Below are 13,449 nucleotides of genomic sequence, written 5' to 3'. Positions count from 1 at the left end.
ACAAGGAGACTGCGATGGCAGACGGCATTACGGATCGCGTGCGTCCCCGGGATCGAATCCTGGAGACGGCGCAGGACATGTTTCACAAACATGGCATCAAGGGCGTCGGCGTCGACGCCATTACGGAAGCCGCCGGCACCAACAAGATGACGCTCTACCGTCATTTCGAGTCCAAGGACGAACTCATCATCCAGTGCCTGCGCGCTTCGGCGGCCAAGGGCGCCGCGATATGGGATGAGTTCGAGGCGGAGCACCCCGGCGACAAGCTGGCGCAATTGCATGCCTGGGTCCGCAAGGTCGCCGACATGCTCGCCGCCGACGGTCGCGGCTGCGACATGGCCAACGCCGCCGTCGAACTGACCGAGCCGAACCATCCGGCGAGGAGCGTGATCAAGGAGCTCAAGAGCGCCCAGCGCGATCGCCTCGTTGCGCTGTGCCGCGATGCTGGCATCGGCCAGGCCGAGCTTCTCGCCGATACGCTGTCGCTGCTGTTCGAAGGCGCGCGCGTCAGCGTGCAGACCATGGGCTGCCAGGGCCCCAGCACACAGTTCGTGCGCATGGCGGAAGGCCTGATCAGCTCTTTCAGGGCACGCTGACAGCCAGCTCACTGAGCTTGGACTAAGAGCCCCTCATCCGGCCGCTCCGCGGCCACCGCCCTTCGGGCGCTCGTTGCTCGAAATGGCTTTTCGTCCGCTACGCGGACCGCGCCTCACCCCCGCTGGGGAAAAGAGGAAGCGTCGGCGCCAACCACCTCCTCTCCCCTCGGGGAGAGGTCGGATTGTCCCGAATTGCCCTTCGCAATTCGGTTGGCATCCGGGTGAGGGGACTTGCCATCCGGCCCGGCTAGCGAGGCCTTGGCCATCCTCTTGGAATCCATGCAAAAAAGAAAAAGCCCGCTGCCGGGAGGAGGTGGCAGCGGGCTTGATTTCGAATACGGCGCGGGAGGAGGTGCACCGCACTCAACGCCGGCATCGCATCTGGGAGGAGTAGATGGCCGACCACCAATACCTACGAGTTGCTTAATGATTCGGCAACCATAAAAGATGCATAGCTGCTGTGCAGATTTGCGGCAGCTACCCCGACTTGTCGGACAAATAGACAAGCCGCCACGGCGCAAAATTCACTGCACCGGCACGTTTTCCTTGAAGATCAGCCGCGGCTCGATGAACTTCTTTGTCAGATAGGGCGCGGAAGACGCGATCGAGCCGAGCAGGCGGATCACCGATTGCTCCGCGATCAGCCGCGCATTCTGGTCGATGACGACATCGGCGAGATCGTCGACGAGATAGCCGCGCGTTTCCCTGGTCAGGTCGTGGCAGATGAACACCGGCTTCTTCTTTGGCCTGACTTCAAGCAGGGCGCGCGCCACGCCCGAGCGTCCGGCGCCGACGCAATAGATGCCGAGCAGGTCCGGCTCGTTGTGCAGCGCCTGCATCGTGGCGGCATAGCTGCCCTCCGGCTCGTCATTGATCTCGACGGCGCTGGTGACGGTCAAATTGGGAAACTCTTCCGACAGCACCGAGCGGAAGCCCATTTCGCGCTCCTCGTGCCCGCGATAGGAGCGCGAGCCGACCACCATCGCCAGATGGCCCTTATGGCCGTTGAGGAAGCGCCCCATCAGCAGCGCCGCGGTACGCCCGGCGACCCGGTTGTCGATGCCGACATAGGCCGAACGTGGCGCTGCCGGAACGTCGGAGACCAGCGTGACGAGGCGGATGCCGGCCTCGACCACATCGCGCAATATGTTGCGCGTGCGCGGATGGTCGACGGCGATGACGCCGACGCCGTTCACCTTCAGCGAGATATTTTCGATGGCCGCCTGGAGCGCGTTGGGCGAGATGCCGGCAAGGTTATGGATGCGGCAGGAGGCGACCAGCGGCAGCCGCGCCGCATAGTCCTCGATGTGGCCGGCAAGGTCGATCATGAAGCCATTGGCGCCAAGCGGCAGGAAGAATTCCAGATGCGCCGGCCGCGACGGCAGCGTCACCTGGTCGACCACCGGCAGATAGCCGAGCTGCTTGGCCGCCTCCATCACCCGTTGCCGGTTGGCCGCACTTGCGCCGGCGCGGTTGTTCAGCACCCGGTCGACGGTCGCGGTCGACAGGCCGCAGCTTCTGGCTATGTCCGAAACGGTGGCTTTCATGGTCACAGTCATAGAGCATGATCCCGAAACGTGGGAACCGGTTTTGTCGGACAAACGGGAACCGTTTTTGTCCAAAGATCATGCTCCACAAAGAGTTAGAGCGGATGCGTTTCCGTGCCAGACGGCGCGAAGACGGTTCAGCCGTGCGATGGCTTGCCTTCGACGATGGCGTCGCGGATTTCCTTGTCCGACATGCCGGTGATGATACGCTCCACCTCGGCGACTGTGGTCTTCTTCGGATCGATGTCGTCGGCCACCACCTTGCCCCGGCGCATAACGACGATACGGTCGACCACCTGGAAGACGTGGTGGATGTTGTGGGCGATGAATATGCAGGAATGCCCGGAATCGCGCGCGTTGCGCACGAAGCTCAGCACGCCTTGCGTCTCGGCGACGCCGAGATTGTTGGTCGGCTCGTCGAGTATGATCAGGTCGCTGTCGAAATGCATGGCGCGGGCGATGGCGACCGCCTGCCGCTCGCCGCCCGACAGCGAGCCGATCGGCGTGGTCGGCGGGATGTTCTTGGAGATGCCGACCTGCTTCAGCAGATCGCGGGCGACCACGTTCATCGCCTCCTGATCCATGCGGTTCAAGAAGCGCGGTGGCTTGATGGGCTCGCGGCCGAGGAACAAGTTTCGGGCGATCGACAGTTGCGTCACCAGCGCCGAGTCCTGGTAGATCGTCTCGATGCCCTGCGCGATGGCGTCGCTGGTCGAGCGCAGATTGACCTTCTTGCCGCGGATGAAGATGTCGCCGCTGGTCAGTGGCACCGCGCCTGACAGCACCTTGATCAGCGTCGACTTCCCCGCGCCATTGTCGCCGAGCAGGCCGACAATCTCCCTTTCGTTGACGTGGAAATTGGCGTCCTCGAGTGCCTGCACGCGCCCGTAGGACTTTTTGATGTTGGTCATGCGGATGAGCGGTTCAGCCATGGTCACGTCCCTGCCTGATGCCGGCGTTCCAGCCATGAATGGAGCGCCATCATGCCGAGGATGATCGCGCCGATGAAGATGTTGTAGGCAAGGCCGGGCACGCCTATCAGCACGATGCCGTTGCGCATGACGCGCAGGATCAGGATGCCGAGCACGGTGCCGATGATGGTGCCGCGTCCGCCGGTCAGCGCCGTGCCGCCGATCACCACCATGGCGATGACTTCGAGCTCGTAGCCGGTGCCGCTGTTGGGGTTGGCGGCCGACGTGCGCAGCGATGAGATGACGCCGGCAAGCGAAGCCATCAGCGACGACAGGATGAACAGGCCGACCTTGACGCCGTTGACGTTGACGCCGCGGGCGCGGGCGGCATTAGGGTTCCCGCCGGCCGCCTGGATCCAGTTGCCGGTGCGGCTCTGCGTCAGCACGTAGCCGAGTATTGCGGCCGCCGCGATGAACCAGAACAGCGACATGTAGATGCGGAACGGCCCGATGAAGAAATCGCCGACCAGGGCTTCGGCAAGCCAGCTGCCTTCCGCGCTCCAGGTGCGCTGAGGAAAGCCGTCGGTGACGAACAGCGCCGTGCCGCGCACCACCAGCAGCATGCCGAGCGTGACCAGGAAGGACGGGATCTTGAGCTGGGTGACGAACCAGCCATTGACCAAGCCGATGAAGGCGGCGACCAGCAAGGCGGCGAGGAAACCGACTTCTAGCGAGGTCAGGCCGCTGTTGAACAGCGTCCACATCAGCACCGGCGAGAAGCCGAACAGCGAGCCGACCGACAGGTCGAATTCGCCCGATGTCATCAGCAGCGTCATCGCCAGCGCGATCAGCCCTAGCTCGACGGTGAAGGCGAGGATGTTGGAGATGTTCTGCGGCGACAGGAAGTCATGGTTGATGCTCCAGAACACGGCGAGCTCGATGATGAGCAGCACCAGGGGGCCGAATTCCGGCCTCGCGATCAGGCGTTGGGGGAGCGAACGGTTTTCCACTGATGACCCGCGACAGGAAGGGAAGGGCTGAACCTCGCACATACTGCGAACAGTTCGGCGAAAGGACGGTCGCGACCGCCGATGCGGCCGCGACTGTTAGGCACCCAGGTTATTTGCCGGACAGGATGTCGTCGTAGACCTGCGCGGTGTCCTTTTCGTAGAGCGCGCCGGTGATGACGTTGAAGCCCGGAGGAATGCCGCTGGCGGCCATGTTGGCCAGCGACAGTGCGACATAGCTGGTCGCCTGCGGGTCCTGCCATTGGCCGGCATTGACGTAGCCGGTCAGCACTTCCTGGGTGGTGTCGAGCGAGTTGCCCCAGCCGACGACCGGGATTTCGCCCGGCTTGATGCCGGCCTGGTCGAAGACGCGCTTGATCGAACCGGTGACCAGGTCACCGAGGCCGATGATCGCCTTGACCTTGGCCTTGTTGGCGGTGAGATAGTCGACCATGCGGTTGATGGCTTCGGCCTGGTCGAGCGTCGCTTCGGTGATCTCATAGGTGATCCCGAGCGGCTCGAAGACGCTCTTGATGCCTTCCTCTTCCTGTACGCCATAGGTGGCGCCGGGGATTTCGACCGGCATCCAGACGAAGTCGCCCTTCTTCACCAGGCCCTTGTCGACCAGATACTGTGCCCAGTGCTTGCCGAAGGTGACGTTGTCGCCGCCGACATAGGCGTTGAAGCTCGCCTTGGGATCGGGCGTGTTGAAATTGATGATCGGGATCTTGGCCGTGTTGGCTTCCTTGGCGATCTCGATCAGGCTGCCCGGATCGGGGCTGGTGGTGACGATGCCGTCGGCCTTGGCCGAGATCGCGGCGCGCACGGCCTCCTGCTGCGAGGCAACATCGCCATTGTGGAACGAGGTGTTGACGGTGTTGCCGGTGTCCTTCGCCCATTGCTTGGCGCCGGCCAGGAAGTAGGTCCAGACCGGGTCGGCCGGGCCGCCATGCGAAATCCAGTAGAACGTCTTGGCCTGTGCCGCCGCCGGAATGGCCAGCGCCACAATCAAGCCAAGCACGAGTACTCGTAGCCTCGTCAGCATTTGCTTTCCTCCCATGTTGAAAAACGACCTCCACGTCCGGCGATGATCCGGGCCATGCCCGATCATTTCCTCCTGCCAGCGCCGCCCGGATGCTCAGAGCATCTTCTTTTCCGGCCGATGGCAAGCCTCCATCCGCCCAATGGATGGTGGCGCGATGCAACACGCCATCAGCGATCCCATCAGATCGCATCAGTTCGAGCAATTCCAGGAAAAGTGTGAAGCGGTTTTCCCGGGAAAAGCGCGCAGCGCTTTCCCTTGGGAATTGGGTCAAATCAAGAGATACAGATATTTCCGGGCAGGCAGGCGGCGCCGGAACTCAGGCGTGCAGATTTTCCGGAATGCGCTCGGCCCGGCGGTTGCGCAACAACCAGGCGGTCGAGCGCGAGCGCCAGCACCATCACGGCGCCGATCACGAGGGGGGCTCCATGTCGCGTCGATGCCGAACAGGGTCGCGCCGCTCAAGATCACCGACGCCATGCTTTTTGGCAATGACTGGACTGTCGATGGCAACGGTCTGGACGCCGATGCGGATGGTGCCGCTATCAGGCTTGACCACGCCGGCAAGCACCTTCACCAGCGTCGACTTGCCGGCGCCGCTTTCACCGATCACGGCAGGAATCGTCCCCTGTCCGACAGACAGGTTCATATCCCTGAGCGCGACAACACCGCCATAACGCAGGGCGAGATTGCGCACCGACATTATCGGCGGACCGAGCATGCGATTCGGCCCCCTCAGACCGCGCCCCGATCTTGGAGCGAATTTCCGAAACAGTCACCGGATTCCGCCAACAAACGGCTTTCGGATCCCGGACAGGAACGTTTGCTGGCAGTCCGCTCGTCCAGACGGTCGTGAAATTAAATCAGATCGGCTTTGGCGAGGTCGCGCATGAGATGGCTGGCGCCGTAGGTCCAGTGCGGGCAATCGGGCGACAGAAGCACGCGATTGACCAGCGCGCCGAATTTCTCCGACGAGATGGTGACGATGTCGCCGACCTTGTGGGTGAAGCCCTTGCCCTTTTCGCCGCGGTCCTTCGACGGCACGAACATGGTGCCGAGATAAAGCGCCAACCCGTCGGGATATTGGTGGTGCGGTCCCATGGCGGCGGCAACCAGCTCTTCCGGCGAACGGCTGATCTCGGCCATCGAACTCGCGCCCTCGAGCGAGAACCCGTCCTCGCCCTCGACTTTCAGCCGCACGATGGCCTGCTTCACGTCGTCGATGGCGAAGGTGTCGTCGAACAGCCGGATGAATGGGCCGAGCGAAGCCGAGGCATTGTTGTCCTTGGCCTTGCCGAGCAGTAGCGCCGAGCGTCCCTCGACATCCCTGAGATTGACGTCGTTGCCGATGGTGGCGCCAACGATCCTGCCGCTGCTCGCCGCGATCATTGCGATCTCCGGCTCGGGGTTGTTCCAGGTCGACACCGGATGCAGGCCGACATCGGCGCCGAAGCCGACCGACGCCATCGGCTGGCACTTGGTGAAGATCTCGGCGTCGGGCCCGATGCCGACTTCCAGATATTGCGACCAGGCGCCGCGCTGGATCAGCTTCGCCTTGATCTCCATCGCTTCGGGCGAACCGGGCTTCAGCTTCGACAGATCATGGCCGATCAGCCCGGCAATGTCGGCACGGATGGCGTCGGCCTTTTCGGCCGAGCCGCGCGCCTGCTCCTCGATGACGCGCTCGAGCAGGCTGACCACGAAGGTGACGCCCGATGCCTTCACCGCCTGCAGGTCGACGGGCGAAAGGAGATATGGCTGCGCCGGATCGCGTGTGGCCTGAAAGCTGTTGGCGGCAATCGCCTCGAGCGCGCCGATCGGCTTGCCCTTGGCGGAGCGCATATATCCCGCCGGATCGGCCATCTCGCAGATATCGCGCACGGTTGGCGCGGCGCTTGAGGTGATGTCGAAGACAGTGCCGTCGCGCACCGTGACCACCAGCGGATGCGAGGCATCGCTCGCTTTGGCGCGGCCGATAAAGAGCCCGTCGGCGGGAAGCTGCGTTGGGTTCGTCATGGCTTACGGTCCTTTGAATGATCGCGAATGTGAGCTGGCCTGAAGGGCGCGGCACTTTCACCGGATTCCTGCCAAAGGTCTATCCCGTGGCGCAGCCAATTGTCAGTGCTGACATGAAGCCATCTCTTTCAAAAAAATGAAACTAGCACTAGGATTTTCATTTTACGCATACTCCAGGTGAAGCCTTGCCCACACCGTTTTCCGTCCCGATCTGGCAAAAGCCGCAGACCGCATCCACCTTTCAGTCACTCGTCCCGGATGGCACGCTGGTGGATGTCGTCATCGTCGGCGGCGGCTTCATGGGCCTGTCGACGGCCTTGCATGCCGCCCGGCTTGGTCTCGGCGTTCAGGTGCTGGAGGCCGGCGAGATCGGCCAGGGCGCCTCGGGCCTCAATGGCGGCCAGGTCATTCCCGGACTGAAATATGATCCCGAATGGCTGCTGGAGCATTTCGGCCCCAAGCGTGGCCAGGCTTTGGTCGATTTCGCCGCCTCGACGGCGGATACGGTGTTCAATCTCATCCGTGACGAAAAACTGGCGGTGCCGTTCACGCGCAATGGCTGGATCCAGGCTGCGCACACCGAAACCGCTTTGACAGCGGCAGCGAACCGGGATCGCCAATGGCGTGCACGTGGCGCCGATGTCCGGCTTCTCAGCCAAAGCGAGATCGCTGCGATGACCGGCGCGCAAGGCTATCTCGGCGGCTGGCTCGACCGCCGCGCCGGCATCATCGATCCGCTCGCTTATACGCTGGAACTGGCGCGCATCGCTGCCGCGGACGGCGCCAGCATTGCCGAGCGGCAGAAGGTGGTGAAGCTGACCAGGGACGCCGGCGTTTGGCGTGTTTCGAGCGCAAACGGCGCCGAAGTGCGGGCCAAGGCGGTTGTCCTGGCGACCAATGCCTATTCCGATGGACTGCTGCCTGGTCTCGCCGAGACGATCGTGCCGTTGCATTCCTTCCAGATCGCGACCGCGCCACTGTCGTCCAACCTTGCAGCGGCGATCTTGCCGGAAGGGCAAGCGGTGTCCGACTCCAGGCGCATCCTCGTCTACTATCGCAAGACAGCCGACGGCCGGCTGGTGCTTGGTGGGCGCGGCCGCATGGCGCTGCCCTCCAGCGAAGCGGACTGGGCGCATCTGCAGCGTGCACTTGTGAGGCTCTATCCGGCATTGGCCGATACCCCGATCGAGAAGCGCTGGTTCGGCCGCGTGGCGATGACGCCGGATCATCTGCCGCACATCCACGAACCTGAAAAAGGCTTGCTCGCCGTGGTCGGTTGCCAGGGCAGGGGCGTCGGCCTGATGAGCGCGTTGGGAAAACGCATGGCGGGCTACCTGGCGAACGGTGATGCAGCACAATTGCCGTTCCCGCTGTCGCCGATCCGGCCGATCCCGTTTCATGCCTTCCGGCAGGTCGGCGTGGCAGCGACCATTGCCTGGTACCGGATGCTGGACGCCTTCGAGCACTGATTGTGCGTCGGTCGTTCAGGCTCCGCGGATTCAGCTTGACAGTTTCAGGAATATGAAAAAAGTTAAGTCGATTTCATATTTCCCTTGAGCAGTCCGATGTCGAGCATCGTTGCGTCTGAAGCGCCAGCAGGGTCCGGGTCGTCCCGAGGCTTCCGCTTTGCCATGTTGCTGCCGGGCGGACTGGTCACCTTCTTCCTGATCCTGTTTGCTCTTGGCCTGGTGCTGTTCCTCGCCTTTCGCGGCAATGACGGTTCGCTGCTCGGCGTCGGTTTTACGGCAGGCAATTTCATCACCGTGCTCTCTGATCCGCTGTACTGGACGGTGACGTTGCGCTCGCTGGTGATTGCCGGCCTGGTGACGCTGGCAACTGTCGTCACCGCCTATCCCGTCGCCTACTATCTCGCGTTCCATGCCGGCCGCCGCCGTGGACTGCTGCTGTTCCTGGTGACCCTGCCGTTCTGGACCAGCTATCTCCTGCGCGTCTTCGCCTGGAAGATCGTGCTGGCCTACAACGGCGTGTTGAACTCGGCGCTGATCGAAAGCGGCATCTGGTCGGAACCGACGCTGGCCTTCCTCAACACGCCGGCCGCTGTGGTCGTCACCCTGGCGCACGCCTACGCGCCCTTTGCCATCCTGCCGATCTATGTGGCGCTCGATACCATTCCGAAATCGCTGCTCGAAGCCGCGTCCGATCTTGGTGCCAGACCCTTCACTACCTTCCGCCGCGTTGTCTTGCCCAATTCCATGCCGGGCGTGCTGGCGGCAGCCCTGGTCGTCTTCGTGCCGACGGTCGGCGACTATGTCACGCCGGCCATGGTCGGCGGCCCGGCCAGCACCATGATCGGCACGCTGATCCAGTCTCAGTTCGGCAAGGCCAATGACTGGCCGTTCGGCGCTGCACTCTCGGTCTGCGTCATGCTGGTCATCCTGTGGGTGGTGCTGGTCGCGCGCGGCGCCGACCGCAGATTCGGCAGCCGCACATGAGCGCGGCGCGCACGGAAGGCGGTCGCTGGCTTGGCGTTTACGTCATCGCCTACTTGGTGTTCCTCTACCTGCCGGTCCTTTTGATCCCGCTGTTTTCCTTCAACAACTCCATCCAGGCAGCGTTTCCGCTGCAGGGCTTCACGCTCGAATGGTATGCCACGCTCTATGGCAATCCGGCGCTGTCCGGCGCGCTTTTGAACAGCCTCGTCATCGGCGTCGTGGCCGCCGCCGGCGCCACGCTCTGCGGCATCACCGTCTCCTACATGGACCTCTATGGCCGCTCGCCGGTGGCCGCCACCATCAGCGCCATCTCTAGGCTGCCGATCCTGATCCCCGGCGTCATCGTCGGCATATCGCTGCTTATCCTCGTCAACCTCATCGGCCTCGGCCCGTCGCGCATCGCCATCGTTCTCGGCCACATACTGGTGGCGCTGCCGACGACGGTGGTGATCATGCGCAGCCGCTTTGCCGCCATCCCGAAAACCATTCGCGAGGCAGCGCTCGATCTCGGCGCGTCCGACTGGACCACGTTCCGGCGGGTGATGCTGCCGCTCAGCCTGCCAGCGATCATTTCGGCCTTCATGCTGGCGTTTCTGATTTCCTTCGACGAATTCATCGTCGTCTTCTTCCTCGCCGGCACCGAGCCGACGCTGCCGCTCTACATCTGGAGCCAGTTGCGCTTCCCGCGTTCACTACCGACCGTCATGGCGCTGGGGACAGCGATCCTGGCGGCGTCCTTCATCATTGCCGGCACAGCCGAATTGCTGCGCCATCGCGAGCTCAGCGCGAAACCATCCTGATGACAACAAAACAAGAGAGGAGAACTGAAATGGCATTCGACCTGACATCTGGCCTGAAATCGATCACCGGAAAGGCAGCTCGTACCGGGCTTGCCGCCCTTGCAATCGTCCTGTCGTCGACCGTCGCGTTCGCCGCCGACAAGCTGCAATATTTCACCTGGTCGGGCTATGAACTGCCCGACTTCAACAAGAGCTTCCTGGCGGCGCATCCCGATGGCGTCGAAGCCTCCATCTTCGGCGACGACGACGATGCCTTCACCAAGGTCAAGGCCGGCTTCCGCCCCGATATCGCGCATCCCTGCTACGACAAGGTGGCGCGATGGAACAAGGAAGGCTTGCTGCAGCCGATCGACACCAAGCGCATCAAGAACTGGGATTCGATCTTCCCGGTGTTCAAGAACCTGCCCGACATCCAGGCCGGCGACGGCAAGGTCTGGATGGTGCCGTGGGACTGGGGCAACACCTCGATCCTTTACCGCACCGATCTGGTCAAGAACCCGGAAGCAAGCTGGAACCTTCTGTGGGACAAGCAGTATGCCGGCCGCATGGCGACGATCGATGCCGTGCATGACACGCCGATCGTTGCCGCGCTGCTCGCCGGGGTCAATCCGTTCGACATGACGCCGGCTGAGATGGACAAGGTGGCGGAAAAGCTGCGAGAGCAGCGCCCGCTGCTCTCCAACTACACCACCGACATGACCTCGGTCGAACAGGCACTAGCCAGCGGCCAGCTGGTCGCCGCCATGACCTGGAATGCGTCGGCCACCTCGTTGAAGAAGCAAGGCGTGCCGGTCGAGTTCATGAAGCCGAAGGAGGGCATGCTGACCTGGGCCTGCGGCTTCGTCATGCTCAAGGACGCCAAGAATGTCGACCTCGCCTACGACTTCATCAACAGCCGGCTGGACGCCGACTCCGGTAAGTACCTGATCCAGTCCTACGGCTATGGCAGCTCGCTGAGCACCGCCTTCGCCGGCGTGGCGAAGGACGAGCTGGACAAGCTGCAACTGCCGGCGGACCCGGAAGTGATGCTGAAGTCGACCATCTTCACCGGCCCGATGAAGCAGAATGACGATGTGGCGAAGATGTTCGAGAAGGTGAAGGCGGGCGGTTGAGGGATTAATTGCCGAAGTTTGCGCTGCCCCTCACCTGCCTGCCGGCATCCTCTCCCCGTATAGGGACGGGGAGAGGGGCACTGTCCTCGATGGGTTCGCCAATCTCCAGCGCAGCAGGAAGTGGCACCTGGACCGAAGCTGCCCCTTCTCCCCTTCACTATACGGGGAGAAATGTCCGGCAGGACAATGAGGGGCGGCGCCGACGGCCGGTAAATTGCGATTAATTTCTTGAAGCCGGCCCATCTCGCCGCGCCCGTAAGACTGCAACAAGGACCCACGCATGGACATGCTTGACGACGCAACCGAGAAGGCCAAGGTCGATGCCGACATCCGCGTCGGCCGCCGTGTGCGGGCGCTGCGGCTGGAGCGCAATCTGTCTCTGGCCGAGCTTGCGGCCAAGGCCGGCGTATCGATCGGGGCGCTGAGCCAGATCGAGCGCGGCCTGTCCTCGCTGCGCGTCAAGGTGATCTGGCCGCTGGCCGCGGCCCTCGACATCGAGCCCTCGGCGCTGATCACCGACGGCAATGATGCCGGCAACGATCTCTATTGCGTGCGTGCCGACAAAAGGCGGCAGCTCCCGGTCAAGTCCGAAGGCATCGCCAAGGCGCTGCTGTCGCCGCCGGGCGCGACGCTGACCGGGCTCCTGGTGACGGTCGAAGCCGATGGTGGCACGGCGGAAGCCTATGCGCATATCGGCCATGAGTTCGGCTACGTCCTGTCGGGCGAGGTCGAACTGGTGGTGGATTCGACAAAATATGTGCTGAAGACCGGCGACTCCTTTGCCTTCAAGAGCACGCTTCTGCACGCCTTCCGCAATCCCGGCACCGAGCGCTGCCAGATCCTCTGGGTCAACACCACCAAGCCGTCCGAGGTGCGCGATGGCGCTTGATGCTCTGGTACGCCTGGACAAGGTCTCAAAGGTGTTTCCCGGCGGCATTGTCGGGCTAGATGCCGTCGATCTCGACATCATCAGCGGCGAGTTCATCACGCTGCTCGGACCGTCGGGCTGCGGCAAGACCACCAGCCTGCGTGTCATCGCCGGCTTCGAGAGTCCGTCCAGCGGCAAGGTTCTGCTCGGCGGCAGCGACATCACCGCGCTCCGGCCCTTCGACCGTCCCGTCAACACCGTGTTCCAGGACTACGCGCTGTTCCCGCATATGAACGTGGCCGAAAATGTCGGCTTCGGCCTGTCGCTGCGCAAGCTTTCAGGCAGCGAACAGGCCAAGCGCGTCCGTGAAGCGCTCGACATGGTCGGCCTTGCCGACAAGCTCGGCGCCCGCGTTTCCGAACTGTCGGGTGGCCAGCGCCAGCGGGTCGCGCTCGCCCGCGCCATTGTCTGCGAGCCGCGCGTGCTGTTGCTCGACGAGCCGCTGTCGGCGCTCGACGCGCATCTGCGCGAACAGATGCAGGTCGAACTGAAACGGCTGCAGTCGCGCCTCGGCACCACCTTCGTCATGGTCACCCACGACCAGACCGAAGCGCTGTCGATCTCCGACCGCATCGTCGTCATGAACAAGGGCCGCATCGAGCAGATCGCGCCGCCGGCCACGCTCTACGACCGGCCGGCGACGAAATTCGTCGCGAGCTTCATCGGCACGATGAACCTGTTGCAGTCGCGCTTTGTCGGCCGCGACGGTGATCGTCTGCGCTTCGCCGCCGGCGGGCTCTCGCTGGAAGCAACATCCGAAACCGGCGATACGCCCACCGAGGGTGCCGAACGCACCATCGGCGTCCGTCCCGAGGATCTGCTGGCCACCACCGACGCCGCCGCCGGCACCGCGCCGGCGCGCGTCAACTCCATCGTCTTCCACGGCCGCACGCTTCGGCTGCACGCCGAACTCCAGCAGGGATTGCCGGTGGTGATCGACGCCCCGCGCCAGGCCGAGGGCTTTCAATTCAGCGTTGGCGACGTGGCGCATATCAGTCTGCGCCGTGGCGCCAACTGCCCTATGCTGCCAAGCTGAT

The 13,449-nt window shown here is 63.3% G+C and carries 14 protein-coding genes; 7 read left to right on the top strand and 7 right to left on the bottom strand.

Annotation, left to right across the window (positions count from 1 at the left end; translation table 11 throughout):
- Positions 1 to 14: 14 nt before the first annotated feature.
- Positions 15 to 596: a TetR/AcrR family transcriptional regulator gene (locus tag AC1D1N_RS16945; protein WP_436258799.1), complete on the top strand. Its 582-nt coding sequence runs from the start codon at positions 15 to 17 to the stop codon at positions 594 to 596.
- Between the two features lie 524 nt (positions 597 to 1,120).
- Here the strand turns inward: AC1D1N_RS16945 and AC1D1N_RS16940 are convergent.
- From AC1D1N_RS16940 to AC1D1N_RS16910, 7 genes are all read right to left on the bottom strand, one after another.
- Entirely contained in the window at positions 1,121 to 2,143 is a 1,023-nt protein-coding gene (locus AC1D1N_RS16940; protein WP_477342238.1) for a LacI family DNA-binding transcriptional regulator, read from the bottom strand.
- 137 nt (positions 2,144 to 2,280) lie between these two features.
- Positions 2,281 to 3,075, bottom strand: coding sequence for an ATP-binding cassette domain-containing protein (locus tag AC1D1N_RS16935; RefSeq protein WP_112565680.1), 795 nt, complete (start codon positions 3,073 to 3,075; stop codon positions 2,281 to 2,283).
- A 2-nt stretch (positions 3,076 to 3,077) separates the two neighbouring features.
- A complete protein-coding gene (locus AC1D1N_RS16930; protein ID WP_436258803.1) occupies positions 3,078 to 4,064 on the bottom strand; it encodes an ABC transporter permease in 987 nt (328 codons plus the stop codon).
- 109 nt (positions 4,065 to 4,173) lie between these two features.
- Positions 4,174 to 5,106, bottom strand: a complete 933-nt coding sequence (locus tag AC1D1N_RS16925) for a substrate-binding domain-containing protein (protein WP_436258804.1) — start codon at positions 5,104 to 5,106, stop codon at positions 4,174 to 4,176.
- A 272-nt stretch (positions 5,107 to 5,378) separates the two neighbouring features.
- Complete coding sequence (locus AC1D1N_RS16920) at positions 5,379 to 5,519, bottom strand: hypothetical protein (protein ID WP_436258805.1); 141 nt, start codon at positions 5,517 to 5,519, stop codon at positions 5,379 to 5,381.
- Positions 5,516 to 5,824, bottom strand: coding sequence for an ATP-binding cassette domain-containing protein (locus tag AC1D1N_RS16915; RefSeq protein WP_436258806.1), 309 nt, complete (start codon positions 5,822 to 5,824; stop codon positions 5,516 to 5,518). Before AC1D1N_RS16915 ends, AC1D1N_RS16920 begins: the two co-directional genes overlap by 4 nt.
- A 137-nt stretch (positions 5,825 to 5,961) precedes the next feature.
- Positions 5,962 to 7,119, bottom strand: a complete 1,158-nt coding sequence (locus AC1D1N_RS16910) for a fumarylacetoacetate hydrolase family protein (protein WP_436258807.1) — start codon at positions 7,117 to 7,119, stop codon at positions 5,962 to 5,964.
- Positions 7,120 to 7,304: 185 nt separating this feature from the next.
- Here AC1D1N_RS16910 and AC1D1N_RS16905 point away from each other — a divergent pair, with 185 nt between their 5' ends.
- From AC1D1N_RS16905 to AC1D1N_RS16880, 6 genes are all read left to right on the top strand, one after another.
- On the top strand, positions 7,305 to 8,588 hold the full coding sequence (locus tag AC1D1N_RS16905) for an NAD(P)/FAD-dependent oxidoreductase (RefSeq protein WP_436258808.1): 1,284 nt from the start codon (positions 7,305 to 7,307) through the stop codon (positions 8,586 to 8,588).
- Positions 8,589 to 8,684: 96 nt separating this feature from the next.
- The gene (locus tag AC1D1N_RS16900) at positions 8,685 to 9,572 is read left to right on the top strand and encodes an ABC transporter permease (protein WP_436258809.1); all 888 of its coding nucleotides are present in this window, start codon (positions 8,685 to 8,687) and stop codon (positions 9,570 to 9,572) included.
- A complete protein-coding gene (locus AC1D1N_RS16895) occupies positions 9,569 to 10,372 on the top strand; it encodes an ABC transporter permease (protein WP_436258810.1) in 804 nt (267 codons plus the stop codon). Before AC1D1N_RS16900 ends, AC1D1N_RS16895 begins: the two co-directional genes overlap by 4 nt.
- Positions 10,373 to 10,401: 29 nt before the next feature.
- Entirely contained in the window at positions 10,402 to 11,484 is a 1,083-nt protein-coding gene (locus AC1D1N_RS16890) for an ABC transporter substrate-binding protein (protein WP_436258811.1), read from the top strand.
- Between the two features lie 280 nt (positions 11,485 to 11,764).
- Positions 11,765 to 12,373, top strand: a complete 609-nt coding sequence (locus tag AC1D1N_RS16885; RefSeq protein WP_436258812.1) for a helix-turn-helix domain-containing protein — start codon at positions 11,765 to 11,767, stop codon at positions 12,371 to 12,373.
- Entirely contained in the window at positions 12,363 to 13,448 is a 1,086-nt protein-coding gene (locus AC1D1N_RS16880) for an ABC transporter ATP-binding protein (protein WP_477349817.1), read from the top strand. Before AC1D1N_RS16885 ends, AC1D1N_RS16880 begins: the two co-directional genes overlap by 11 nt.
- Position 13,449 lies beyond the last annotated feature (1 nt).

Source organism: Mesorhizobium sp. P2_B5 (assembly GCF_056404775.1).
The sequence above is the reverse complement of the archived record's forward strand: the minus strand, read 5'-3'. Positions and strand labels throughout refer to the sequence as shown.

What these genes read in the sequence shown, in the direction of transcription:
- AC1D1N_RS16945 (WP_436258799.1), top strand. Translation starts at nt 15, where the DNA reads ATGGCAGACGGCATTACGGATCGCGTGCGTCCCCGGGATCGAATCCTG.
- AC1D1N_RS16940 (WP_477342238.1), bottom strand. Translation starts at nt 2,143, where the DNA reads ATGAAAGCCACCGTTTCGGACATAGCCAGAAGCTGCGGCCTGTCGACC.
- AC1D1N_RS16935 (WP_112565680.1), bottom strand. Translation starts at nt 3,075, where the DNA reads ATGGCTGAACCGCTCATCCGCATGACCAACATCAAAAAGTCCTACGGG.
- AC1D1N_RS16925 (WP_436258804.1), bottom strand. Translation starts at nt 5,106, where the DNA reads ATGCTGACGAGGCTACGAGTACTCGTGCTTGGCTTGATTGTGGCGCTG.
- AC1D1N_RS16915 (WP_436258806.1), bottom strand. Translation starts at nt 5,824, where the DNA reads ATGCTCGGTCCGCCGATAATGTCGGTGCGCAATCTCGCCCTGCGTTAT.
- AC1D1N_RS16910 (WP_436258807.1), bottom strand. Translation starts at nt 7,119, where the DNA reads ATGACGAACCCAACGCAGCTTCCCGCCGACGGGCTCTTTATCGGCCGC.
- AC1D1N_RS16900 (WP_436258809.1), top strand. Translation starts at nt 8,685, where the DNA reads ATGTCGAGCATCGTTGCGTCTGAAGCGCCAGCAGGGTCCGGGTCGTCC.
- AC1D1N_RS16895 (WP_436258810.1), top strand. Translation starts at nt 9,569, where the DNA reads ATGAGCGCGGCGCGCACGGAAGGCGGTCGCTGGCTTGGCGTTTACGTC.
- AC1D1N_RS16890 (WP_436258811.1), top strand. Translation starts at nt 10,402, where the DNA reads ATGGCATTCGACCTGACATCTGGCCTGAAATCGATCACCGGAAAGGCA.
- AC1D1N_RS16885 (WP_436258812.1), top strand. Translation starts at nt 11,765, where the DNA reads ATGGACATGCTTGACGACGCAACCGAGAAGGCCAAGGTCGATGCCGAC.
- AC1D1N_RS16880 (WP_477349817.1), top strand. Translation starts at nt 12,363, where the DNA reads ATGGCGCTTGATGCTCTGGTACGCCTGGACAAGGTCTCAAAGGTGTTT.